Consider the following 16,216-nt stretch of genomic DNA (forward strand, 5'->3'; position numbering starts at 1 on the left):
TCACTCGTCCACGATGTGCTTCAGGCCGGCGCGGAAATAGTCGTAGCCGGTATACATGGTGATGAGGGCGGCGGCCCAGAGCAGGGTGATACCGATCTCGGTCGTGTAGGGCAGGACCTTCTCACCGGCGGGGCCTGCGAGCAGGAAGCCGATGGCCAGCATCTGGATCGTCGTCTTCCACTTGGCGATGCGCGTCACGGGCACACTGACCTTGAGGTCGGCGAGATATTCGCGCAGGCCCGAGACGAGGATCTCGCGGCAGAGAATGATGATGGCCGCCCAGATCGTCCAGCCGGCAATGGTGCCGTCGGCGGCCATGAGGAGCAGCACGGAGGCGACCAGCAGCTTGTCGGCGATCGGGTCGAGCATCCGGCCGATGTTCGACGTCTGGTTCCAGATGCGGGCGAGATAGCCGTCGAGATAATCGGTGATCGAGGCGGCGGCGAACAGCCAGAAGGCCGTCCAGCGCGCGAAGTCAGACGATTCGAGCCGCCCCTCCATGAAAAAGCAGAGCACGATCAGTGGAACGGCCACGATGCGGGCGTAGGTGAGCAGGTTCGGGATATTGTATGCGCGGGAAGCCATGGAATCTTCAGTCTCGATCAGTTTGGGCTAGATGAGGTCTTTGTGACAGCGCCGTCAACCTTTGTTTCCGGCAATTCTTGGCGAATTTACGGTGCTCGGCTGAATGTGGGAGCGAAGTGCGTATTTTTGAATGGCTAAGCCGGCGCAGCCATTCTCTTTCGCTTGCCCCAGCCAGGTCGGATCGGTCTCTTGGGATCGAAAATTTCGCAACAATCCCAAATAGAATGCAGATCGCTTGGGGGGCTATTGCCGGATATGAGCACAATGTATTATTGCAATCTTCCATTGATTATCGACAAAGGGTTGCAACTGAAACATGACCGTCTTTACCATTGAGCCGGGTAAATCCAACATCGACATTCCAGCTGGTGCCTACGATGTAATCACGATCGTCGCCAATAGCCTCAGTCTCAACAGGTTGTGGTTCGCCGGCGATGTTTCGGTTTCCCAATTTATCGCCAAACCGGCATCAAAGCCGATTCACCTCTTTATGGACAACTACCATTTGAGAGGTACAGCCGGTAATGACACATTCGACCTGACTGGTGTAACGCAGAACGACGTTGCTCATTCCATTGATCTTTTGGCGGGCGACGACACATTCCGAGCGGGCTCCGACGGTGCGTGGGTCGATGGCGGCAGTGGAAATGACAAGCTCTATGGCGGCGATGGACAGAACACGCTTCTTGGAGGTGCGGGAAACGACCGAATCTATGGCGGCACCGACATGAACAAGATGTCCGGGGGAGCTGGTGCCGATGTCTTTATCGCAGCCAAGCGTATCGCGGGCGTGGATAACAATAGTGAAAATACGATTTCCGACTTTGTTCGGGGCGTCGATAAAATCGATATCTCCTCCTATGGCGTATCCAGCTTTCGCCAGCTTCAGTTCATTCTCGAAACCGCGTTTAAGGGTGATGCCTTTTTCAGCGCAAACTTTGGGGATTCGCTGAACTGCTTCACCATCACAGGCGTCGCTAAGGCAAAGCTGAGCGCCGGAGACTTTCTTTTCTATACGGGCAGCGCGCGAAACGTCGTCGGGACAGATTTGTCGGATCGGCTTTTTGCCAGCTCCAGCGGCTCGACGTTGCGCGGTGGGCTTGGCCAAAATGAACTCTTTGGCGGCAGCGGTATCGATGTATTTGTTGCGCCTGCGCGCAAAGTGGCGCAGTGGAATGACGATAATACAAACACCGTGTTTGATTTCACTCCGGGTAGAGACAAGCTCGATGTATCGGCCTATGGAATTGCAAGCCTAAAGCAGCTGAGCCACATTCTTGAGAAAAAATCAGAGGGCGATACATACTTCGAAGTAGCGCTTCATTCCTTTAAAATCGATTTTACATTGAAGGGTGTAGAGATTGATCAGCTACGCTCTCGTGATTTCATTTTTTACACTGGAGACGTGACGGAAGTCATTGGCGACGCTCAGCGCGACTATCTCTTTGCCGGTTCCAAGGGATCGATTTTGAAAGGGCTAGCCGGCAATGACCTGCTTATCGGTGGTGACGGGAACGACCGGCTCGATGGTGGCAAAGGTGATGACAAGTTCATCGGTGGCCTTGGAGATGATGTCTACATTGTCGACAGCGATCATGACTTGATTGTCGAAGCCCTCGGAGAGGGTGTCGATCTCGTGATATCCTATTCCAATACGGGTTTTAAACTGGCCGACAACGTTGAAAACCTCATTGTGAAAGGAGCTTCGGAAAGCGTCGATGGTGAAGGCAACGATCTCGCGAACGTCATCACGGGTAATTCCGGCGCAAATTGGCTTGTGGGCAATGGTGGTAACGACACTCTGATCGGAGGCGCAGGGCGCGACGAACTCGACGGTGGTGCTGGAAACGATACGCTGAAAGGCGGCTCTGGAGTCGACAACATGATGGGGGGCGCCGGAGATGACGTCTACATCGTCGATGAGAAGTATGACTTGGTGAACGAAGACTGGCAGGGCGGCATCGACCTTGTTAAGGCTTCATGTAGCTACACGTTGGGGTGGGAAGTCGAAAACCTGACTTTGACGGGCACCGGCAACATCAATGGTACCGGCAACGACGTCAGCAACACCATCAAGGGAAACTCCGGGAACAACGTGCTCAGAGGCAATGGCGGTAGCGACATCCTGGTGGGTGGTGCGGGCGACGATATGCTCGACGGCGGTTCACTCGACGATGGCATCGGCATCGATAGGATGTATGGCGGCACCGGCAATGACAGCTATCTGGTTGGTGAGACCCGCGACAAGGTGATCGAGAAGGAAGGTGAGGGAATAGACAGCGTGGAATCCTGGGTCAGCTACGTGCTGCCGGCCAATGTCGAAAACCTGACCTTGAAAAATGCTGGTGACGCAGACGGCACGGGCAATAAGCTTGCCAACGTAATCGTGGGCGGACGGCTCGAAAACGTGCTGAAGGGCATGGCAGGTAACGACACGCTTATCGGTGGTCGTGGCGCAGATGAACTCTATGGCGGTACCGGCAAGGATACGTTCGTCTTTACCTCGGTAAAGGATTCAACGATTTTCACCTCGGGCCGCGACACGATCTTTGATTTTGCAAGTAGTCAAGGCGATCGCATCGATCTCTCGGCTATCGACGCGAAGACTTCGACCTCGAAAAACGATGCCTTTGCCTTCATTGGTGTGAAGGACTTTTCAAAGAAGGCCGGTGAGCTTCGCTTCGAAAAGAAGGTGGGGGAAACCTATATCTACGGCGATGTGGATGGCGACGGGAAGGCCGATTTCTCAATCAAGCTCGACACTGCTCTCACATTGCTGAAGGGTGACTTCATTCTGTAGGCGTAAGCGAGGCAGCACGGCGATGTCGTGAAGGAACGGGCGCTGGAGACATTCAGCGCCCTTTTCGTTCAGCGCTATCCCGCCGCATCGTCGTGGAAATGGTTGTAAACGATCCGCGCGACGCTTTCGGAAATGCCGGAAACCGCCATGAGGTCGGCCATTGCGGCGCGGGAGACGGCTTTGGCGGTGCCGAAATGCTGGAGCAGGGCGCGCTTGCGCGTCGGGCCGATGCCGCCGATTTCGTCGAGCGGGTTCTTGACCATCTCCTTCTTGCGGCGCGCGCGGTGCGAGCCGATGGCGAAGCGATGGGCCTCGTCGCGCAGGCGCTGCACGAAATAGAGCACGGGGTCGCGCGGCGGCAGGGAGAAATCCGGAATGCCGCGCATGAAAAAGCGTTCGCGGCCGGCCTCGCGGTCGGCACCCTTGGCGACACCGATGGCGACGACCTGGTCGGTGATGCCCAGTTCTTCGAGGATTGCCCTGACCGCCGTCATCTGGCCCTGGCCGCCGTCGATGAGGATGACGTCGGGCCAGGCCGGGAAGGGCTGGTCGGCGGCGTCGGTGTTCTGCTCGGCGGTGCGGTCCGGCAGGCCTTCTTCCTTCATCAGGCGGGAGAAGCGCCTTGTCATCACTTCCTTCATCATGCCGAAGTCGTCGCCGGGCGTGATGTCGGTCGATTTGATGTTGAACTTGCGGTACTGGCTCTTCACGAAGCCTTCCGGCCCCGCAACGACCATGCCACCCACGGCATTGGTGCCCATGATATGCGAGTTGTCGTAGATCTCGATGCGGCGCGGCACGGCGGGCAGCTTGAAGGTCGCGGCAAAACCTTCGAGCAGGCGCGACTGTGACGCCGTTTCCGCCAGTTTGCGGCCATGCGCCTCGCGGGCATTGGCCACGACATGGTCGACGAGATCCTTTTTCTCGCCGCGCTGCGGCACCGAAATCGCGACCTTGTAATTCGAGCGCTCCGACAGCGCCTCCGCGAGGAGGGTTATCTCCTCCACCGGCTCCGACAGCAGGATCTGCCGGGGACAGGGCTTGTCGTCGTAGAACTGGGCGAGAAACGCGTTGAGCACTTCCGCGCCCGAAAGCTGCGGGTCGGCCTTCGGGAAATAGGCGCGGTTGCCCCAGTTCTGCCCGGTGCGGAAGAAGAAGACCTGGATGCAGGAAATACCGCCCTCGTGGTGGATGGCGAAGACGTCGGCCTCCTCCACGCCCGCCGGGTTGATGCCCTGGTGGCTCTGGACATGGGAAAGCGCCGCCAGCCGGTCGCGGAAGACGGCGGCGCGCTCGAAATCGAGGTCCTCGGCGGCGGCATTCATGGCCTCGGCCATGTGCGCCTTCACCTTCTGGCTTTTGCCCGAGAGAAAGTCCTTCGCCTCCTGCACCAGTTCGGCATAGTCGGCGTCGCGGATCTCGTTGGTGCACGGGCCGGAACAGCGCTTGATCTGATAAAGCAGGCAGGGCCGCGTGCGCGTCTCGAAAACGCTGTCGGTGCAGGTGCGCAGCAGGAAGGCGCGCTGCAGCGAGTTGATCGTGCGACCCACCGCGCCGGCGGAGGCGAAGGGACCGAAATAGTCGCCCTTGCGGCTGCGCGCACCGCGATGCTTGAAGATCGCCGGCGCCCTGGAATCACCTGTCAGCAGAATGTAGGGAAACGACTTGTCGTCGCGCAAAAGCACGTTGAAGCGCGGGCGTAGCCGCTTGATGAGGTTGGCTTCGAGCAGCAGCGCCTCGGTCTCGGTGCGCGTGGTGACGAATTCCATGTTCGCCGTCTGGCGCACCATCTGCGTGAGACGGTTGGAATGCACACGGCCCTGTGCGTAGTTCGATACGCGCTTCTTCAGGCTGCGCGCCTTGCCGACATACAGCACGTCGCCCTCGGCATTGAACATGCGATAGACGCCGGGACTGTTGGGCAGGCGATTGACGAAGTGCTGGATCAGCTCGGCGCCGGTTACACCCTCTGGCACATCGCCGCCCTCGTTCCAATCGATGCCGGGCGTGGCGGCGAGGGGCGCGCCGGGGCTCGCCGCCGGGCTCTCCTGAAGCTCGTCGTCCTCGTCCGGTTCGTTCTCGTCATAGAGGATGCCGCCATCCTCCACCTTGCGGCCGTTCATTCGGCGATCTCCGCGACATCGGGTGTTTCCCAGGCGAGATGCTGTCCGCCGTCGAGCGCTATCATTTGCCCGGTTATCGAGGGCGTGTCGAACAAAAAGCGAACTGTGCGGCCGAATTCCCCCAGATCCGGCCCGCGCCGCAGGATCAGGCCCTCGACCTGCGCCTGGAAGGCGGCATCGTCCTGCCGCTCGTTCGGCAGCGACGGTCCGGGGCCGATGGCATTGACGCGCACCTGCGGAGCAAAGCTCTGCGCCATGGTGCGCGTCGCCATCCACAGGGCGGATTTGGAGAGCGTGTAGGAATAGTAGCGCGGCGTCGGGTTCCAGACGCGCTGATCGATGATGTTGACGATCGAGCCGGCAGAGCCTGCGGGCAGCTGGCGCACGAAATCGCGCGCCAGGATCGACGGCGCCTTCACATGGACGGCGAAGTGCCGATCCCACAGCGCATCGTCGAACTCGCCCACCGTGTCCGGCTGGAAGAGCGAGGCGTTGTTGACGAGAAGGTCGAGCGGCCCGAGTGCTGCGCCTGCCGCATCGACGAGCCTTGCCGTCGCTGCGCCGTCGGAGAGGTCGCATTGCACCACGGCTGCCCGTTGGCCACGGGCCCGAATTGCGGCGGCGAGCGCGTCGGCGTCTTCGAGAGAGCCATTCGCATGGATGGCCACGGCAAAGCCGTGCGCCGCAAGATCGTCCACGATGGCCTTGCCGATGCGTTTTGCGCCGCCCGTCACCAGGGCCGTTTTCATGGGTTTGTTCAAGAAAAGTCCGTCCTGCCGATTCATTTGATTAACCGGCCCAAGATATAGACATCCCTGCGCAGGCTTAAACTCCCCATGACAATTGGTTGCGGAAAAATTAACCGCAAAGAGTGCTTCAAAGTAATTTGAAGTATATATTGTAAGAATTTCTGATTTCTGAAATCATGGTTAACAATTCACCTGGTGCGCAAAAGTCACATCCAAATTGTGCCATTGCTCTGCCACAATGATTTCACATTTTGGCTCTTTCAATTCCTCAATCTTTATTCAATTTCACCTCAACCGGGCGGGACTGAATTGGAAATGACGACGCCCGACAGCCTCCCAAGAGAGGGCGTCGTTTAGTAAAGGAGAATATCATGCGTACACTTATCGCCACCCTCATCGCTTCGACCGTTTCGATGGTCGCTTTCCAGGCCGCTCACGCTGCTGACGCTATCGACGAAGTTCCGCAGGCTCCGGCTTCGGAATATGTCGAGCCGGTTGCCTCGGGCAACTGGGCCGGCGCTTACGCCGGTGGTACGGCCAGCTGGCAGCGCGGTGACTTCCAGCGTCAGGGCGACGCCAAGGCTAACGGCATGGGCGGCGGCATCTACGGCGGCTACAACATGCAGAGCGGCCAGCTGGTTTACGGCGGCGAAGCCGACCTGAACTACTCGGGCGTCGATGCCAAGGGCAATGGCCTCACGGCCAAGCAGGGCGTCAACGGCTCCCTGCGCGGTCGCGTCGGCGTCGATCTGAACCCGGTTCTCGTCTACGGCACCGCCGGTGTTGCTGCCACCAACACCGAAATGAGCAACGCTGCCGGCAAGGACAAGAACACCTCGGTCGGCTGGACGGCCGGCGCCGGTGTCGAAGCCTTCGTGACGAACAATGTCACGGCGCGCGTCGAATACCGCTACAGCGACTACCAGGGCAAGAACTACAACCTCGGCGGCACGAACGTGAAGTCGGACTTCCAGGACCACGCTGTTCGCGTCGGTCTCGGCGTCAAGTTCTAAGCCTTAAACGGTATCGGAATACGGAAAGGCCGGGCGAAAGCCCGGCCTTTTTGCTTGGCAGTCTGAAAGAGATGAAACCGCCTCAATCCTTGAATTTGGCGTAGTCGGGGAAGACGGCCTCGAAGCGCGTCAGGAAGCGCTTCAGCTTTGGCCGCCCGCGCTGCCACTTGCCGGCAAAACGCAGCTCGATGTAGCGCAGCATCGCGGCGAGCGCGAAATGGCCGGCATTCGGCTTCTTGGCGAGACGCGGCATATTGGCCTCGAGATGATCGAGCGCCCGCCCGGCCTTTTCCCACTGCCGGTCTATCCAGGGCTGGTGCACCTTTTCCTCCGGCCGCGAGCGGCGCTCATAGACGATGGCGAGCAGGCAGTCGCAGACGCCGTCGGCCGTCGCCTCGAGCACATCGACCTCGGTGCGCTTGGCCGCATTGCGCGGATAGAGCGAGCCGCGCGTCTGGCGGTCGATGTAGTTCATGATCGCCCGGCTGTCGAAGACAGCGACGCCGTCGTCGGTTACGAGCGCGGGGATTTTCCCCAGCGGATTGGCGGCAAGCAGCTCCGCAGGGTCGGCATTGGTGTCGACGGAGACCGATTCGGCGGCAAGGCCGGCGAAATGCGCGGCCATACGCACCTTGGTGGAGTAGGGCGACGTGGTGGAATAGAAGATTTTCATCGTCTGGGTCCTGATTAGCGGATGGATGGCTGTTCGATGGATTTGGCGCGGCAGGCGGCGCGGTCGACTTCGGGACAGGGGCGGAAGCCGAGATCCGGCGTCATGCAGATGCGGATCTCCTCCAGTTGTCCGCCTGCGCAGGTGACGGCGATGCCCTTGCGATCAAGGCCGGGATTGGCGGAAACAAGAGCCTGCTCCATGGCATCCGGCGACGCGCGGATGTCATCACGTTGCGGCTCCAGGCTCTTGGGGATGTGGACACGTTCGCGGGCGGCGCGCACCACCGAAAAATAGTCTTTCTGGCTGAGGCCGGAACAGCTGCCGTGTTTGCGCCACTGGTGGCCGATGAGGCCCATGGATGGAATGATGTCGAGCACGGTGCGGCCGAGGCTTTCAGGCACGCGATCGGATTCGCGTGTCCGGCAGAATTCCGGATAGCCGCGTTCATTCTGCGGCCAGAGACCGTGCACGATGAAGCCGTGGTCGTTGCCCCGGCGGCACTGCTGCGTCTTGCCGGCGGCATCGTTTTCGGCGCACCAGCTGGGCGACCACGAAAGGGAGAGAACGTAGAAATCGAACCCCTTGCCGACAGGGATTTTTGCCTGCGTCTGCGGGACCTTGCGGCTTTCTTCGACCTTCGCTTTTTCGGCCGGCTTTTCCTCGCCGCAGCCGACAAGCGCCAGCAGGCCGGCGAGGGCCAGCAAGGCGGATCGGGCGCGAAGTAAAGGCGTCATGGAGGTCTCCCGGTTCGGCGCGCGATTGTTGCCGCCGAACGGCAAAGGTCAAGAGGCCTTCGTCTCGCCAGCGAGCCAGAAGGACCGCGCAGAAGCGAAGCGGTCCTGCGCCAGCCGCTCCTTAAGGAAGGGAAGCAGCACGTCGAGTTCCGGCTTCAGCGTATAGGGCGGGTTGACGACGATGAGGCCGGAGCCGGTCAGCCCGGTCGTCCCGCGATCGCTTTTCACCGTCAGTTCGGTACACAGCATTTTCGGAATGCCGGTCTCTTTCAGCGCCTTGTGGAATTCGGCGATGGGGGCATTCTTCTTGAGCGGATACCACAGACAATAGACCCCGCCGGGGAAGCGGCGCACAGCCTTTTCCAGCCCGTCCACCAGCCGTTCGTATTCGCCCTCGATCTCGAAGGGCGGATCGACCAGCACGATGCCGCGCTTCTCCTTCGGCGGCAGATGCGCGCCGAGCGACAACCAGCCGTCGAGATGGGTGATGCGGCTCTGGAAGTCGTTGTCGAAGAGCCGGTGCAGCGTCTCGTAATCATCAGGATGCAGCTCCATCGCCGAGAGCCGGTCCTGCGGGCGGAACAGCATGCGGGCGAGTTTTGGCGAGCCGGGATAATGGGTTAGCCCGCCTTCCGGATTCAGTTCGTGAATGACCTTGAGATACGGTTCAAGAACGGCGGCCACGGCGGGCGGGAGGTCTTCGGCCAGCAATCGCCCGATGCCATCCAGCCATTCGCCCGTTTTCTGCGCTTCTTCGCTGGAAAGGTCGTAGAGCCCGATGCCGGCATGCGTATCGAGCACGCGAAAGGCCTTGTCCTTGGCCTGCATGTAGACGACGAGACGGGCGAGCACGGCGTGCTTCAGGACGTCGGCGAAATTGCCGGCATGGTAGATATGGCGATAGTTCATGCGGTCCCCGCGCGATCAAACGCTCTGATGCGACGATGAATTGTTGCGATGGTAGAATGATTTGCCTTTTGGGGCTTTCCGCTCTGCAATATAGAAAAGCCATGAACGTTGCGACCCCCCATCTCGGAAAACCGCGGATCGGCCATTCTGCCTGTCCGCACGACTGTCCCTCCACCTGCGCGCTCGATATCGAGATCGGCGCGGATGGCCGCATGGGGCGCGTCAAGGGCAGCGCCGACAACAGTTATACGGCCGGCGTCATCTGCGCCAAGGTCGCACGCTACGCCGAGCGGCTCTATCATCCCGATCGCCTGATGAAGCCGATGGTGCGCAAGGGCGCCAAGGGCAGCGGCGAATGGGCCGACATTTCCTGGGACGCAGCCCTCGACGCCATCGCGGAGAATTTCGTCAAGGCCGAGCAGGCCCATGGTGTGGAGGCCGTCTGGCCTTACTACTATGCCGGCACGATGGGGCTCGTGCAGCGCGATTCCATCGAGCGCCTGCGCCATGCCAAGCGCTATTCCGGCTTCTTCGACAGTATCTGCACCAATCCCGCCTGGACCGGCTTCACCATGGGCGCAGGCACGCTCCGCGGTCCCGATCCGCGCGAGATGGCGAAGTCCGATTGCGTCGTCATCTGGGGCACCAATGCGGTCTCCACCCAGGTCAACGTCATGACCCACGCGATCAAGGCCCGCAAGGAACGCGGCGCCAAGATCGTCGTCATCGACATCTACGATAACCCGACGATGAAACAGGCGGATATCGCGCTGAAGCTGCGCCCCGGCACGGATGCCGCGCTCGCCTGCGCCGTCATGCACGTCGCCTTCCGCGATGGTCATGCCGACCGCGCCTATATGGAAAAGTTCGCCGACGATCCGGTGGGCCTCGAAGCCCATCTCGCCACCCGCACGCCGGAATGGGCGGCGGCGATCACCGGCCTGACGGTCGACGAGATCGAGGCCTTCGCGGCCCTCGTCGGGCGGACGAAAAAAAGCTACCTCCGCCTCGGCTACGGCTTTACCCGCAGCCGCAACGGCGCAGTGTCCATGCATGCCGCTCTCTGTATCGCCACGGTGCTCGGCTCCTGGCAGCATGAGGGCGGCGGCGCCTTCCACAGCAATTCCGCCATCTTCCACCTGCGCAAGGCGGAGCTGATGGGCATGAAATTCGTCGATCCCGACATCCGCACGCTCGACCAGTCGCAGATCGGCCGCATCCTGACGGGCGATGCCGTTGCCCTGCGGGACCGCGGTCCCGTTACCGCCATGCTGATCCAGAACACCAATCCGGTGAACGTCGCCCCCGAGCAGCGCCTCGTCAAACAGGGCTTTCTGCGCGACGATCTCTTCGTGGCGGTGCACGAGCAGTTCATGACCGACACGGCCAAACTCGCCGATATCGTGCTGCCCGCCACCATGTTCGTCGAGCATGACGACATCTATCGCGGCGGCGGCCACCAGCACATCATTCTCGGCCCGAAACTCGTCGAGCCGCCCGCGACGGTGCGCACCAATCTCTTCGTCATCGAGGAGCTGGCCAAGCGCCTCGGCGTGTCGGATATGCCGGGTTTCGGCCTGTCGGAACAGGAGCACATCACGAAGATGCTGCCCTATTACGACATGGATTTCGACGGCCTGAAGGAAGAGAAGTGGATCGATTGCCAGCCGGATTTCGAGGCTGCGCATTTCGGCAAGGGGTTTGGCTTCCCGGACGGCAAATTCCGCTTCCGTCCCGACTGGACGAACACGCCGGCCCCCAACAAACCGCCAAAGGTGCTCGGCGCCTTCGGTCCGCATGAGGACCTGCCGGTTTTCCCGGACTATGTGACGGTCATCGAGGAGGCGGACGAGGTGCATCCTTTCCGCCTCGGCACCTCGCCGGCCCGCACCTTTCTCAATTCCAGCTTCACCGAGACCAAGGGCTCGCGCGAGCGGGAGGGCCGGCCGGAGGTGATGATCCATCCCGAGGATGCCGCAGCGCAGGGGATTGCCGATGGCGATGTCGTGCAGCTCGGCAATGTCAGGGGCGATATCCGCCTGCACGCCAAGGTCACCGACGGCGTGAAGCCCGGCGTGCTGATCGCCGAGGGCATCTGGCCGAACTCCGCGCATCTCGATGGCGAGGGCATCAATGTGCTGACCGGCGCAGATCCCGTCGCGCCCTATGGCGGCGCCGCCTTCCACGATAACCGGGTCTGGCTGCGCAAGACGGCCTGATATTTCAAACCAGGGATTTTTCATGACGGCCAATGCTTCGTCCGCCATCCGCATCGTCGATCAGCAGACGGTCTGGAAGCGCTTCATCCACCTCCAGACGCTCGTGCTGGAGCAGACCCGCGCCGATGGCCGTGTCGAATTTCTCGACCGGGAGGTGCACGATCACGGTGCCGCCGCCACCGTGCTGCTCGTCGATCCCGTCAGGCAGTCGGTGGTCTTCGTGCGCCAGTTCCGTCCCGGCGCCTTCTTCGGCGGTCATTCCGACGGCTTCCTGCTCGAAACGCCGGCCGGCCTGCTCGACGACGATGGTCCCGAGGAGGCTGCAAGCCGCGAGGCCATGGAGGAGACGGGCTATGCGGTGCGCGACATCCGCCATCTCTTCGACATGTATTCCAGCGCCGGCACGCTCACCGAGCGCGTCTGCTGCTTTGCCGCCCATGTCGATGCCTCGAAACGCGACGGCAAGGGCGGCGGCGTCGAGGACGAGGGAGAGGATATCGAGGTCGTCGAGATGCCGATCGACGAAGCCTACGGCCTGATCGCCACGGGAGTCATCGTCGATGCGAAAACCATCATGTTGCTGCAATGGCTGATGCTGAACCGGGCGGAATTCGCTCCGGCATAGGAATCAGCCGAGCGAAAGCACGCTCTGCGCCGGATCGGTGCCGCCGGGCAGGGTGCCGGCGGCAAAGCCGGCGAGGACACGTCGATAGAGCGCATGCTCCTGCACGAGGACGCGCGCCGCGAGGCTGTCGGCCGTGTCGCCGTCGAGGATCGGTACCACGGCCTGCGCGAGGATCGGGCCTTCGTCCATGCCGGCATTGACGAGATGCACCGTGCAGCCGGAGACGCGCATGCCCGCATTGATGGCGCGCTGATGCGTGTGCAGTCCCGGAAACAGCGGCAGCAGGGACGGGTGGATGTTGAGGATGCGGCCCTCATAGGGGCGGATGAAATCCGCACTGAGGAGGCGCATGTAGCCCGCAAGGCAGAGAAGGTCCGGGCGATAGTCCGCAAGTGCTGCGAGGATTTCCGCCTCATGCGCATCTTTGCTGGCAAAATCCTTGCGCAGGAAGCTGCGGGTCGGGATGCCCAAGGCCTCGGCCTTGGCGAGCCCGCCGGCATCGGCCTTGTCGGAGAAGACCGCGACGATTTCGGCCGGGAAATCCGGTGCCGCGGCCGCCTTCGCCAGAGCCAGCATGTTGGAGCCGCCGCCGGAGATGAAGGCGACGACGCGCTTGCGGGTCTGGCTCGTCATAGAGCGAGCGTGCCCTTGTAGATCGTGCCGGCGGCACCCTCTTCACGCGCGACCATGCGGCCGAGACGGAAGACGCTCTCGCCTTCGCCGGTCAGCACGGCGGCGACCTCGTCGGCTTTCTCGGCCGGCACGACGGCGATCATGCCGACGCCGCAATTGAAGGTGCGCAGCATTTCCTTGGCCTCCACGCCGCCGGTCTTGGCAAGCCAGGAGAACACGGCCGGCGCCTTGACGGCGTCGAGATCGATTTCGGCGGCGAGGTGCTTGGGCAGCACGCGCGGAATGTTTTCCGGGAAGCCGCCGCCGGTGATGTGCGCCAGCGCCTTGATGGACCCCGTCTCGCGGATCGCCTTCAGGAGCTGCTTCACATAGATCTTCGTCGGCGTCAGCAGGGCTTCACCCAGCGTCTTGGAAGCGTCGAACGGCGCCGGTGCGTCCCAGGCGAGGCCCGAGAGCGTGACGATCTTGCGCACCAGCGAATAGCCATTCGAATGCACGCCCGAGGAGGCGAGGCCGAGGATGACGTCGCCTTCGGCGATGTCGCCCGCCGGCAGCAACTGTCCGCGCTCGGCGGCGCCGACGGCAAAGCCCGCGAGGTCATAGTCGCCATGCGAATACATGCCGGGCATTTCGGCGGTCTCGCCGCCGATCAGCGCGCAGCCGGCCTGGCGGCAGCCTTCGGCGATGCCCTGCACGATGGCCGCACCCTGATCCGGGTCGAGCTTGCCGGTGGCGAAATAGTCGAGGAAGAAGAGCGGCTCGGCGCCCTGCACCACGAGGTCGTTGACGCACATGGCAACGAGATCGATGCCGACGGTGTCATGACGGTCGGCATCGATGGCGATCTTCAGTTTGGTGCCGACGCCGTCGTTGGCCGCGACGAGCACCGGATCCTTGAAGCCTGCGGCCTTCAGGTCGAAAAGGCCGCCGAAGCCGCCGATCTCGCCATCCGCACCGGGGCGGCGCGTCGAGCGCACGGCCGGCTTGATCTTCTCGACCATCAGGTTGCCCGCGTCGATATCGACGCCTGCATCGCTATAGGTCAGACCGTTCTTTCCCGACTGGCTCATGCTCTCGTCTCCGGACTTGCGCGCTGTTCGCGCCCGATTGGCATGATGGGGCGGCAAGTGCAAGACGAATGCCGGGAAGTCAGGGCTTTTTTCACCGATTTACCCGGCACGGGGGCCCATTCGCCCGCCGAGCCTTGACCGCAATCCGCGACACATCCTATCTCCATCCCGTAGCGGCGACGATTGGAAAAACGAGGAAGAGCACGATGGCAGCCCATATCAGCGGCGCGGGATTGAAGCGGCAGGTGATCTTCTGGCTCATCGCCTTCGTCTTCTTCGTGCTGTTCCTCCTCGTCTTCAGCGACATTCTCCTGCCGTTCATCGCCGGCATGGCGCTGGCCTATTTCCTCGATCCGGTCGCAGACCGGCTGGAGCGCATCGGTCTCAGCCGCATGATGGCGACGGTGGTCATCCTCGTGACCTTCGTCATCCTGTTTGCCCTGTCGCTGATGATCATCATTCCCCTGCTGGCAACGCAGGCCGCGGAATTCCTGGAAAAGCTGCCGGGCTACGTCACCCAGCTCCAGGAGCTTGTAGCCAATTTCAATCCCAATCTGCTGCCGACATGGATCAGCAGCCAGATGGGCACGATCAAGCAGAGTTTCTCCTCCATCCTCGCGGAGGGCGCCGGTTTCCTCGGCACGGTGTTCAAGCAGCTGTGGAATTCCGGCATGGCGCTGGTCAACATCGTCTCGCTGTTCGTCATCACGCCGGTCGTCGCCTTCTACCTGCTGCTCGACTGGGACCGCATGATCGCCAAGGTCGACAGCTGGGTGCCGCGTGACTATGTCGGCAATGTCCGCCAGATCGCCACCGAGATGGACGCGGCGATCGCCGGCTTCGTGCGCGGGCAGGGCTCCATCTGCATCATCCTTGGTCTGTTCTACGGTGTCGGCCTTTCCTTCGCGGGCCTCAATTTCGGCCTGCTGATCGGCCTTTTCGCCGGTCTCATCAGCTTCATTCCCTATGTCGGCTCCCTGGTCGGGCTGGTGCTTGCCATCGGCGTGGCCATCGTGCAGTTCTGGCCGGATTACTGGATGGTCGTGCTCGTCGCCGCCATCTTCTTCCTCGGCCAGTTCATCGAGGGCAACATTCTCCAGCCGAAGCTCGTCGGCTCGCGCGTCGGGTTGCATCCGGTCTGGCTGATGTTCGCGCTGGTCGCCTTCGGCGCGCTGTTCGGCTTCGTCGGCCTGATGATTGCCGTGCCGGCAGCGGCGGCGGTGGGCGTGCTTGTCCGTTTCGGCCTGTCGCGCTACCTTGACAGCGATCTCTATTATGGGGCGAGCAAGCCCGTTCTCCTGGAAGAGAGCACGCCGGACGGCGAATGAGTGAGAGTATCCGAGTAAAGCCATGACTTCGCGCAAGACAGCCGAGCAGCTGCCGCTCGCCTTCGAACACGACCCGGCAACCGGTCGCGACGACCTCCTCATCGCCGAACCCGTCGATGCGGCGGTCGCGATGATTGACGCCTGGCCGCACTGGCCGGCACCCGTCGTCATCATTGCCGGTCCCGTAGGCTCCGGAAAGTCGCATCTCGCCGCCATCTGGCGCGAAAAGGCCGGCGCGGCATTGATAGAGGCAAAGGCCGGCACGGGCGCGGAGGAAGCGGCCGAACACGGCCCCGTCCTGATCGAGGATGCCGATCGCCACGGCTTCGACGACCGCACCCTGTTCCACATCATCAACAATGTGCGCCAGCACGGCCATACGCTGCTCATCACTTCCAGGCTCTGGCCGATGTCCTGGCCAGTCGATCTGCCGGATCTGCGCTCGCGCCTCAAGGCAGCCACCGTCGTGGAGATCGGCGAACCCGACGACGAATTGCTGTCACAGGTCATCGTTAAACTCTTCGCCGACCGCCAGCTCTTCGTCGACGACAGGCTGGTCGCCTATATGGTGGCGCGCATGGAGCGCTCGCTGGAGGCGGCGCAGACGCTGGTGGAGCGGCTCGACCGTCTGGCGCTCGCCCGCGGCAGCCGCATCACCCGCACGCTCGCGCAGGAGGTGCTGGGCGAAATGGTCGGCGGCGAGGATTGACTGTCACAGTTCTGTCGTCAAACTGCGCTAAGCGCTTCGGAAAAAA

At 61.8% G+C, this 16,216-nt stretch carries 14 protein-coding genes; 6 read left to right on the forward strand and 8 right to left on the reverse strand.

Annotated elements, in window-relative coordinates:
• A complete protein-coding gene (gene pgsA, locus MUU55_RS09590; RefSeq protein ID WP_244760544.1) occupies positions 1 to 585 on the reverse strand; it encodes a CDP-diacylglycerol--glycerol-3-phosphate 3-phosphatidyltransferase in 585 nt (194 codons plus the stop codon).
• A gap of 316 nt (positions 586 to 901) precedes the next feature.
• On the opposite strand from pgsA, the gene MUU55_RS09595 reads away from it, so the two are divergent.
• A complete protein-coding gene (locus tag MUU55_RS09595) occupies positions 902 to 3,385 on the forward strand; it encodes a calcium-binding protein (protein WP_244760545.1) in 2,484 nt (827 codons plus the stop codon).
• A gap of 74 nt (positions 3,386 to 3,459) precedes the next feature.
• Here the strand turns inward: MUU55_RS09595 and uvrC are convergent, their stop codons facing one another.
• Complete coding sequence (uvrC, locus tag MUU55_RS09600) at positions 3,460 to 5,508, reverse strand: excinuclease ABC subunit UvrC (protein ID WP_244760546.1); 2,049 nt, start codon at positions 5,506 to 5,508, stop codon at positions 3,460 to 3,462.
• Entirely contained in the window at positions 5,505 to 6,257 is a 753-nt protein-coding gene (locus tag MUU55_RS09605) for an SDR family oxidoreductase (protein ID WP_425314160.1), read from the reverse strand. Before MUU55_RS09605 ends, uvrC begins: the two co-directional genes overlap by 4 nt.
• A 371-nt stretch (positions 6,258 to 6,628) precedes the next feature.
• On the opposite strand from MUU55_RS09605, the gene MUU55_RS09610 reads away from it, so the two are divergent.
• Positions 6,629 to 7,270, forward strand: coding sequence for an outer membrane protein (locus MUU55_RS09610; protein ID WP_244760548.1), 642 nt, complete (start codon positions 6,629 to 6,631; stop codon positions 7,268 to 7,270).
• 82 nt (positions 7,271 to 7,352) lie between these two features.
• Here MUU55_RS09610 and MUU55_RS09615 read toward each other — a convergent pair whose 3' ends face one another.
• The 3 genes from MUU55_RS09615 to MUU55_RS09625 are packed head-to-tail and all read right to left on the reverse strand — an operon-like array spanning position 7,353 to position 9,586.
• Positions 7,353 to 7,943 carry a glutathione S-transferase family protein gene (locus tag MUU55_RS09615; RefSeq protein WP_244760549.1) on the reverse strand — a complete coding sequence of 197 codons (591 nt, stop codon included), beginning with the start codon at positions 7,941 to 7,943 and terminating at the stop codon, positions 7,353 to 7,355.
• A gap of 14 nt (positions 7,944 to 7,957) precedes the next feature.
• On the reverse strand, positions 7,958 to 8,677 hold the full coding sequence (locus MUU55_RS09620) for a ribonuclease T2 family protein (protein WP_244760550.1): 720 nt from the start codon (positions 8,675 to 8,677) through the stop codon (positions 7,958 to 7,960).
• Positions 8,678 to 8,725: 48 nt separating this feature from the next.
• Entirely contained in the window at positions 8,726 to 9,586 is an 861-nt protein-coding gene (locus MUU55_RS09625) for a 23S rRNA (adenine(2030)-N(6))-methyltransferase RlmJ (protein ID WP_244760551.1), read from the reverse strand.
• 101 nt (positions 9,587 to 9,687) lie between these two features.
• On the opposite strand from MUU55_RS09625, the gene MUU55_RS09630 reads away from it, so the two are divergent.
• Together MUU55_RS09630 and MUU55_RS09635 are read left to right on the forward strand one after the other, a co-directional pair.
• Complete coding sequence (locus tag MUU55_RS09630; RefSeq protein WP_425314161.1) at positions 9,688 to 11,805, forward strand: molybdopterin-containing oxidoreductase family protein; 2,118 nt, start codon at positions 9,688 to 9,690, stop codon at positions 11,803 to 11,805.
• A 22-nt stretch (positions 11,806 to 11,827) separates the two neighbouring features.
• On the forward strand, positions 11,828 to 12,430 hold the full coding sequence (locus MUU55_RS09635; RefSeq protein WP_244760553.1) for an NUDIX domain-containing protein: 603 nt from the start codon (positions 11,828 to 11,830) through the stop codon (positions 12,428 to 12,430).
• 3 nt (positions 12,431 to 12,433) lie between these two features.
• Here MUU55_RS09635 and purN read toward each other — a convergent pair whose 3' ends face one another.
• Positions 12,434 to 13,063, reverse strand: coding sequence for a phosphoribosylglycinamide formyltransferase (gene purN / locus MUU55_RS09640; protein ID WP_244760554.1), 630 nt, complete (start codon positions 13,061 to 13,063; stop codon positions 12,434 to 12,436).
• Positions 13,060 to 14,133 carry a phosphoribosylformylglycinamidine cyclo-ligase gene (purM, locus tag MUU55_RS09645; RefSeq protein ID WP_244760555.1) on the reverse strand — a complete coding sequence of 358 codons (1,074 nt, stop codon included), beginning with the start codon at positions 14,131 to 14,133 and terminating at the stop codon, positions 13,060 to 13,062. Before purM ends, purN begins: the two co-directional genes overlap by 4 nt.
• A 206-nt stretch (positions 14,134 to 14,339) precedes the next feature.
• Between purM and MUU55_RS09650 the strand changes: the two genes are divergently transcribed.
• Positions 14,340 to 15,461: an AI-2E family transporter gene (locus MUU55_RS09650; RefSeq protein WP_244760556.1), complete on the forward strand. Its 1,122-nt coding sequence runs from the start codon at positions 14,340 to 14,342 to the stop codon at positions 15,459 to 15,461.
• A 22-nt stretch (positions 15,462 to 15,483) separates the two neighbouring features.
• The gene (gene hdaA, locus MUU55_RS09655) at positions 15,484 to 16,170 is read left to right on the forward strand and encodes a DnaA regulatory inactivator HdaA (protein WP_244760557.1); all 687 of its coding nucleotides are present in this window, start codon (positions 15,484 to 15,486) and stop codon (positions 16,168 to 16,170) included.
• Positions 16,171 to 16,216: the final 46 nt, after the last annotated feature.

Origin of the sequence: Shinella curvata, assembly GCF_022899935.1 — a bacterium.
Taxonomy (GTDB): domain Bacteria; phylum Pseudomonadota; class Alphaproteobacteria; order Rhizobiales; family Rhizobiaceae; genus Shinella; species Shinella curvata.

Bases quoted from the DNA above. Each gene is read 5' to 3' on its own strand.
- pgsA (WP_244760544.1), bottom strand. From the start codon at position 585: ATGGCTTCCCGCGCATACAATATCCCGAACCTGCTCACCTACGCCCGC.
- MUU55_RS09595 (WP_244760545.1), top strand. From the start codon at position 902: ATGACCGTCTTTACCATTGAGCCGGGTAAATCCAACATCGACATTCCA.
- uvrC (WP_244760546.1), bottom strand. From the start codon at position 5,508: ATGAACGGCCGCAAGGTGGAGGATGGCGGCATCCTCTATGACGAGAAC.
- MUU55_RS09605 (WP_425314160.1), bottom strand. From the start codon at position 6,257: ATGAAAACGGCCCTGGTGACGGGCGGCGCAAAACGCATCGGCAAGGCC.
- MUU55_RS09610 (WP_244760548.1), top strand. From the start codon at position 6,629: ATGCGTACACTTATCGCCACCCTCATCGCTTCGACCGTTTCGATGGTC.
- MUU55_RS09615 (WP_244760549.1), bottom strand. From the start codon at position 7,943: ATGAAAATCTTCTATTCCACCACGTCGCCCTACTCCACCAAGGTGCGT.
- MUU55_RS09620 (WP_244760550.1), bottom strand. From the start codon at position 8,677: ATGACGCCTTTACTTCGCGCCCGATCCGCCTTGCTGGCCCTCGCCGGC.
- MUU55_RS09625 (WP_244760551.1), bottom strand. From the start codon at position 9,586: ATGAACTATCGCCATATCTACCATGCCGGCAATTTCGCCGACGTCCTG.
- MUU55_RS09630 (WP_425314161.1), top strand. From the start codon at position 9,688: ATGAACGTTGCGACCCCCCATCTCGGAAAACCGCGGATCGGCCATTCT.
- MUU55_RS09635 (WP_244760553.1), top strand. From the start codon at position 11,828: ATGACGGCCAATGCTTCGTCCGCCATCCGCATCGTCGATCAGCAGACG.
- purN (WP_244760554.1), bottom strand. From the start codon at position 13,063: ATGACGAGCCAGACCCGCAAGCGCGTCGTCGCCTTCATCTCCGGCGGC.
- purM (WP_244760555.1), bottom strand. From the start codon at position 14,133: ATGAGCCAGTCGGGAAAGAACGGTCTGACCTATAGCGATGCAGGCGTC.
- MUU55_RS09650 (WP_244760556.1), top strand. From the start codon at position 14,340: ATGGCAGCCCATATCAGCGGCGCGGGATTGAAGCGGCAGGTGATCTTC.
- hdaA (WP_244760557.1), top strand. From the start codon at position 15,484: ATGACTTCGCGCAAGACAGCCGAGCAGCTGCCGCTCGCCTTCGAACAC.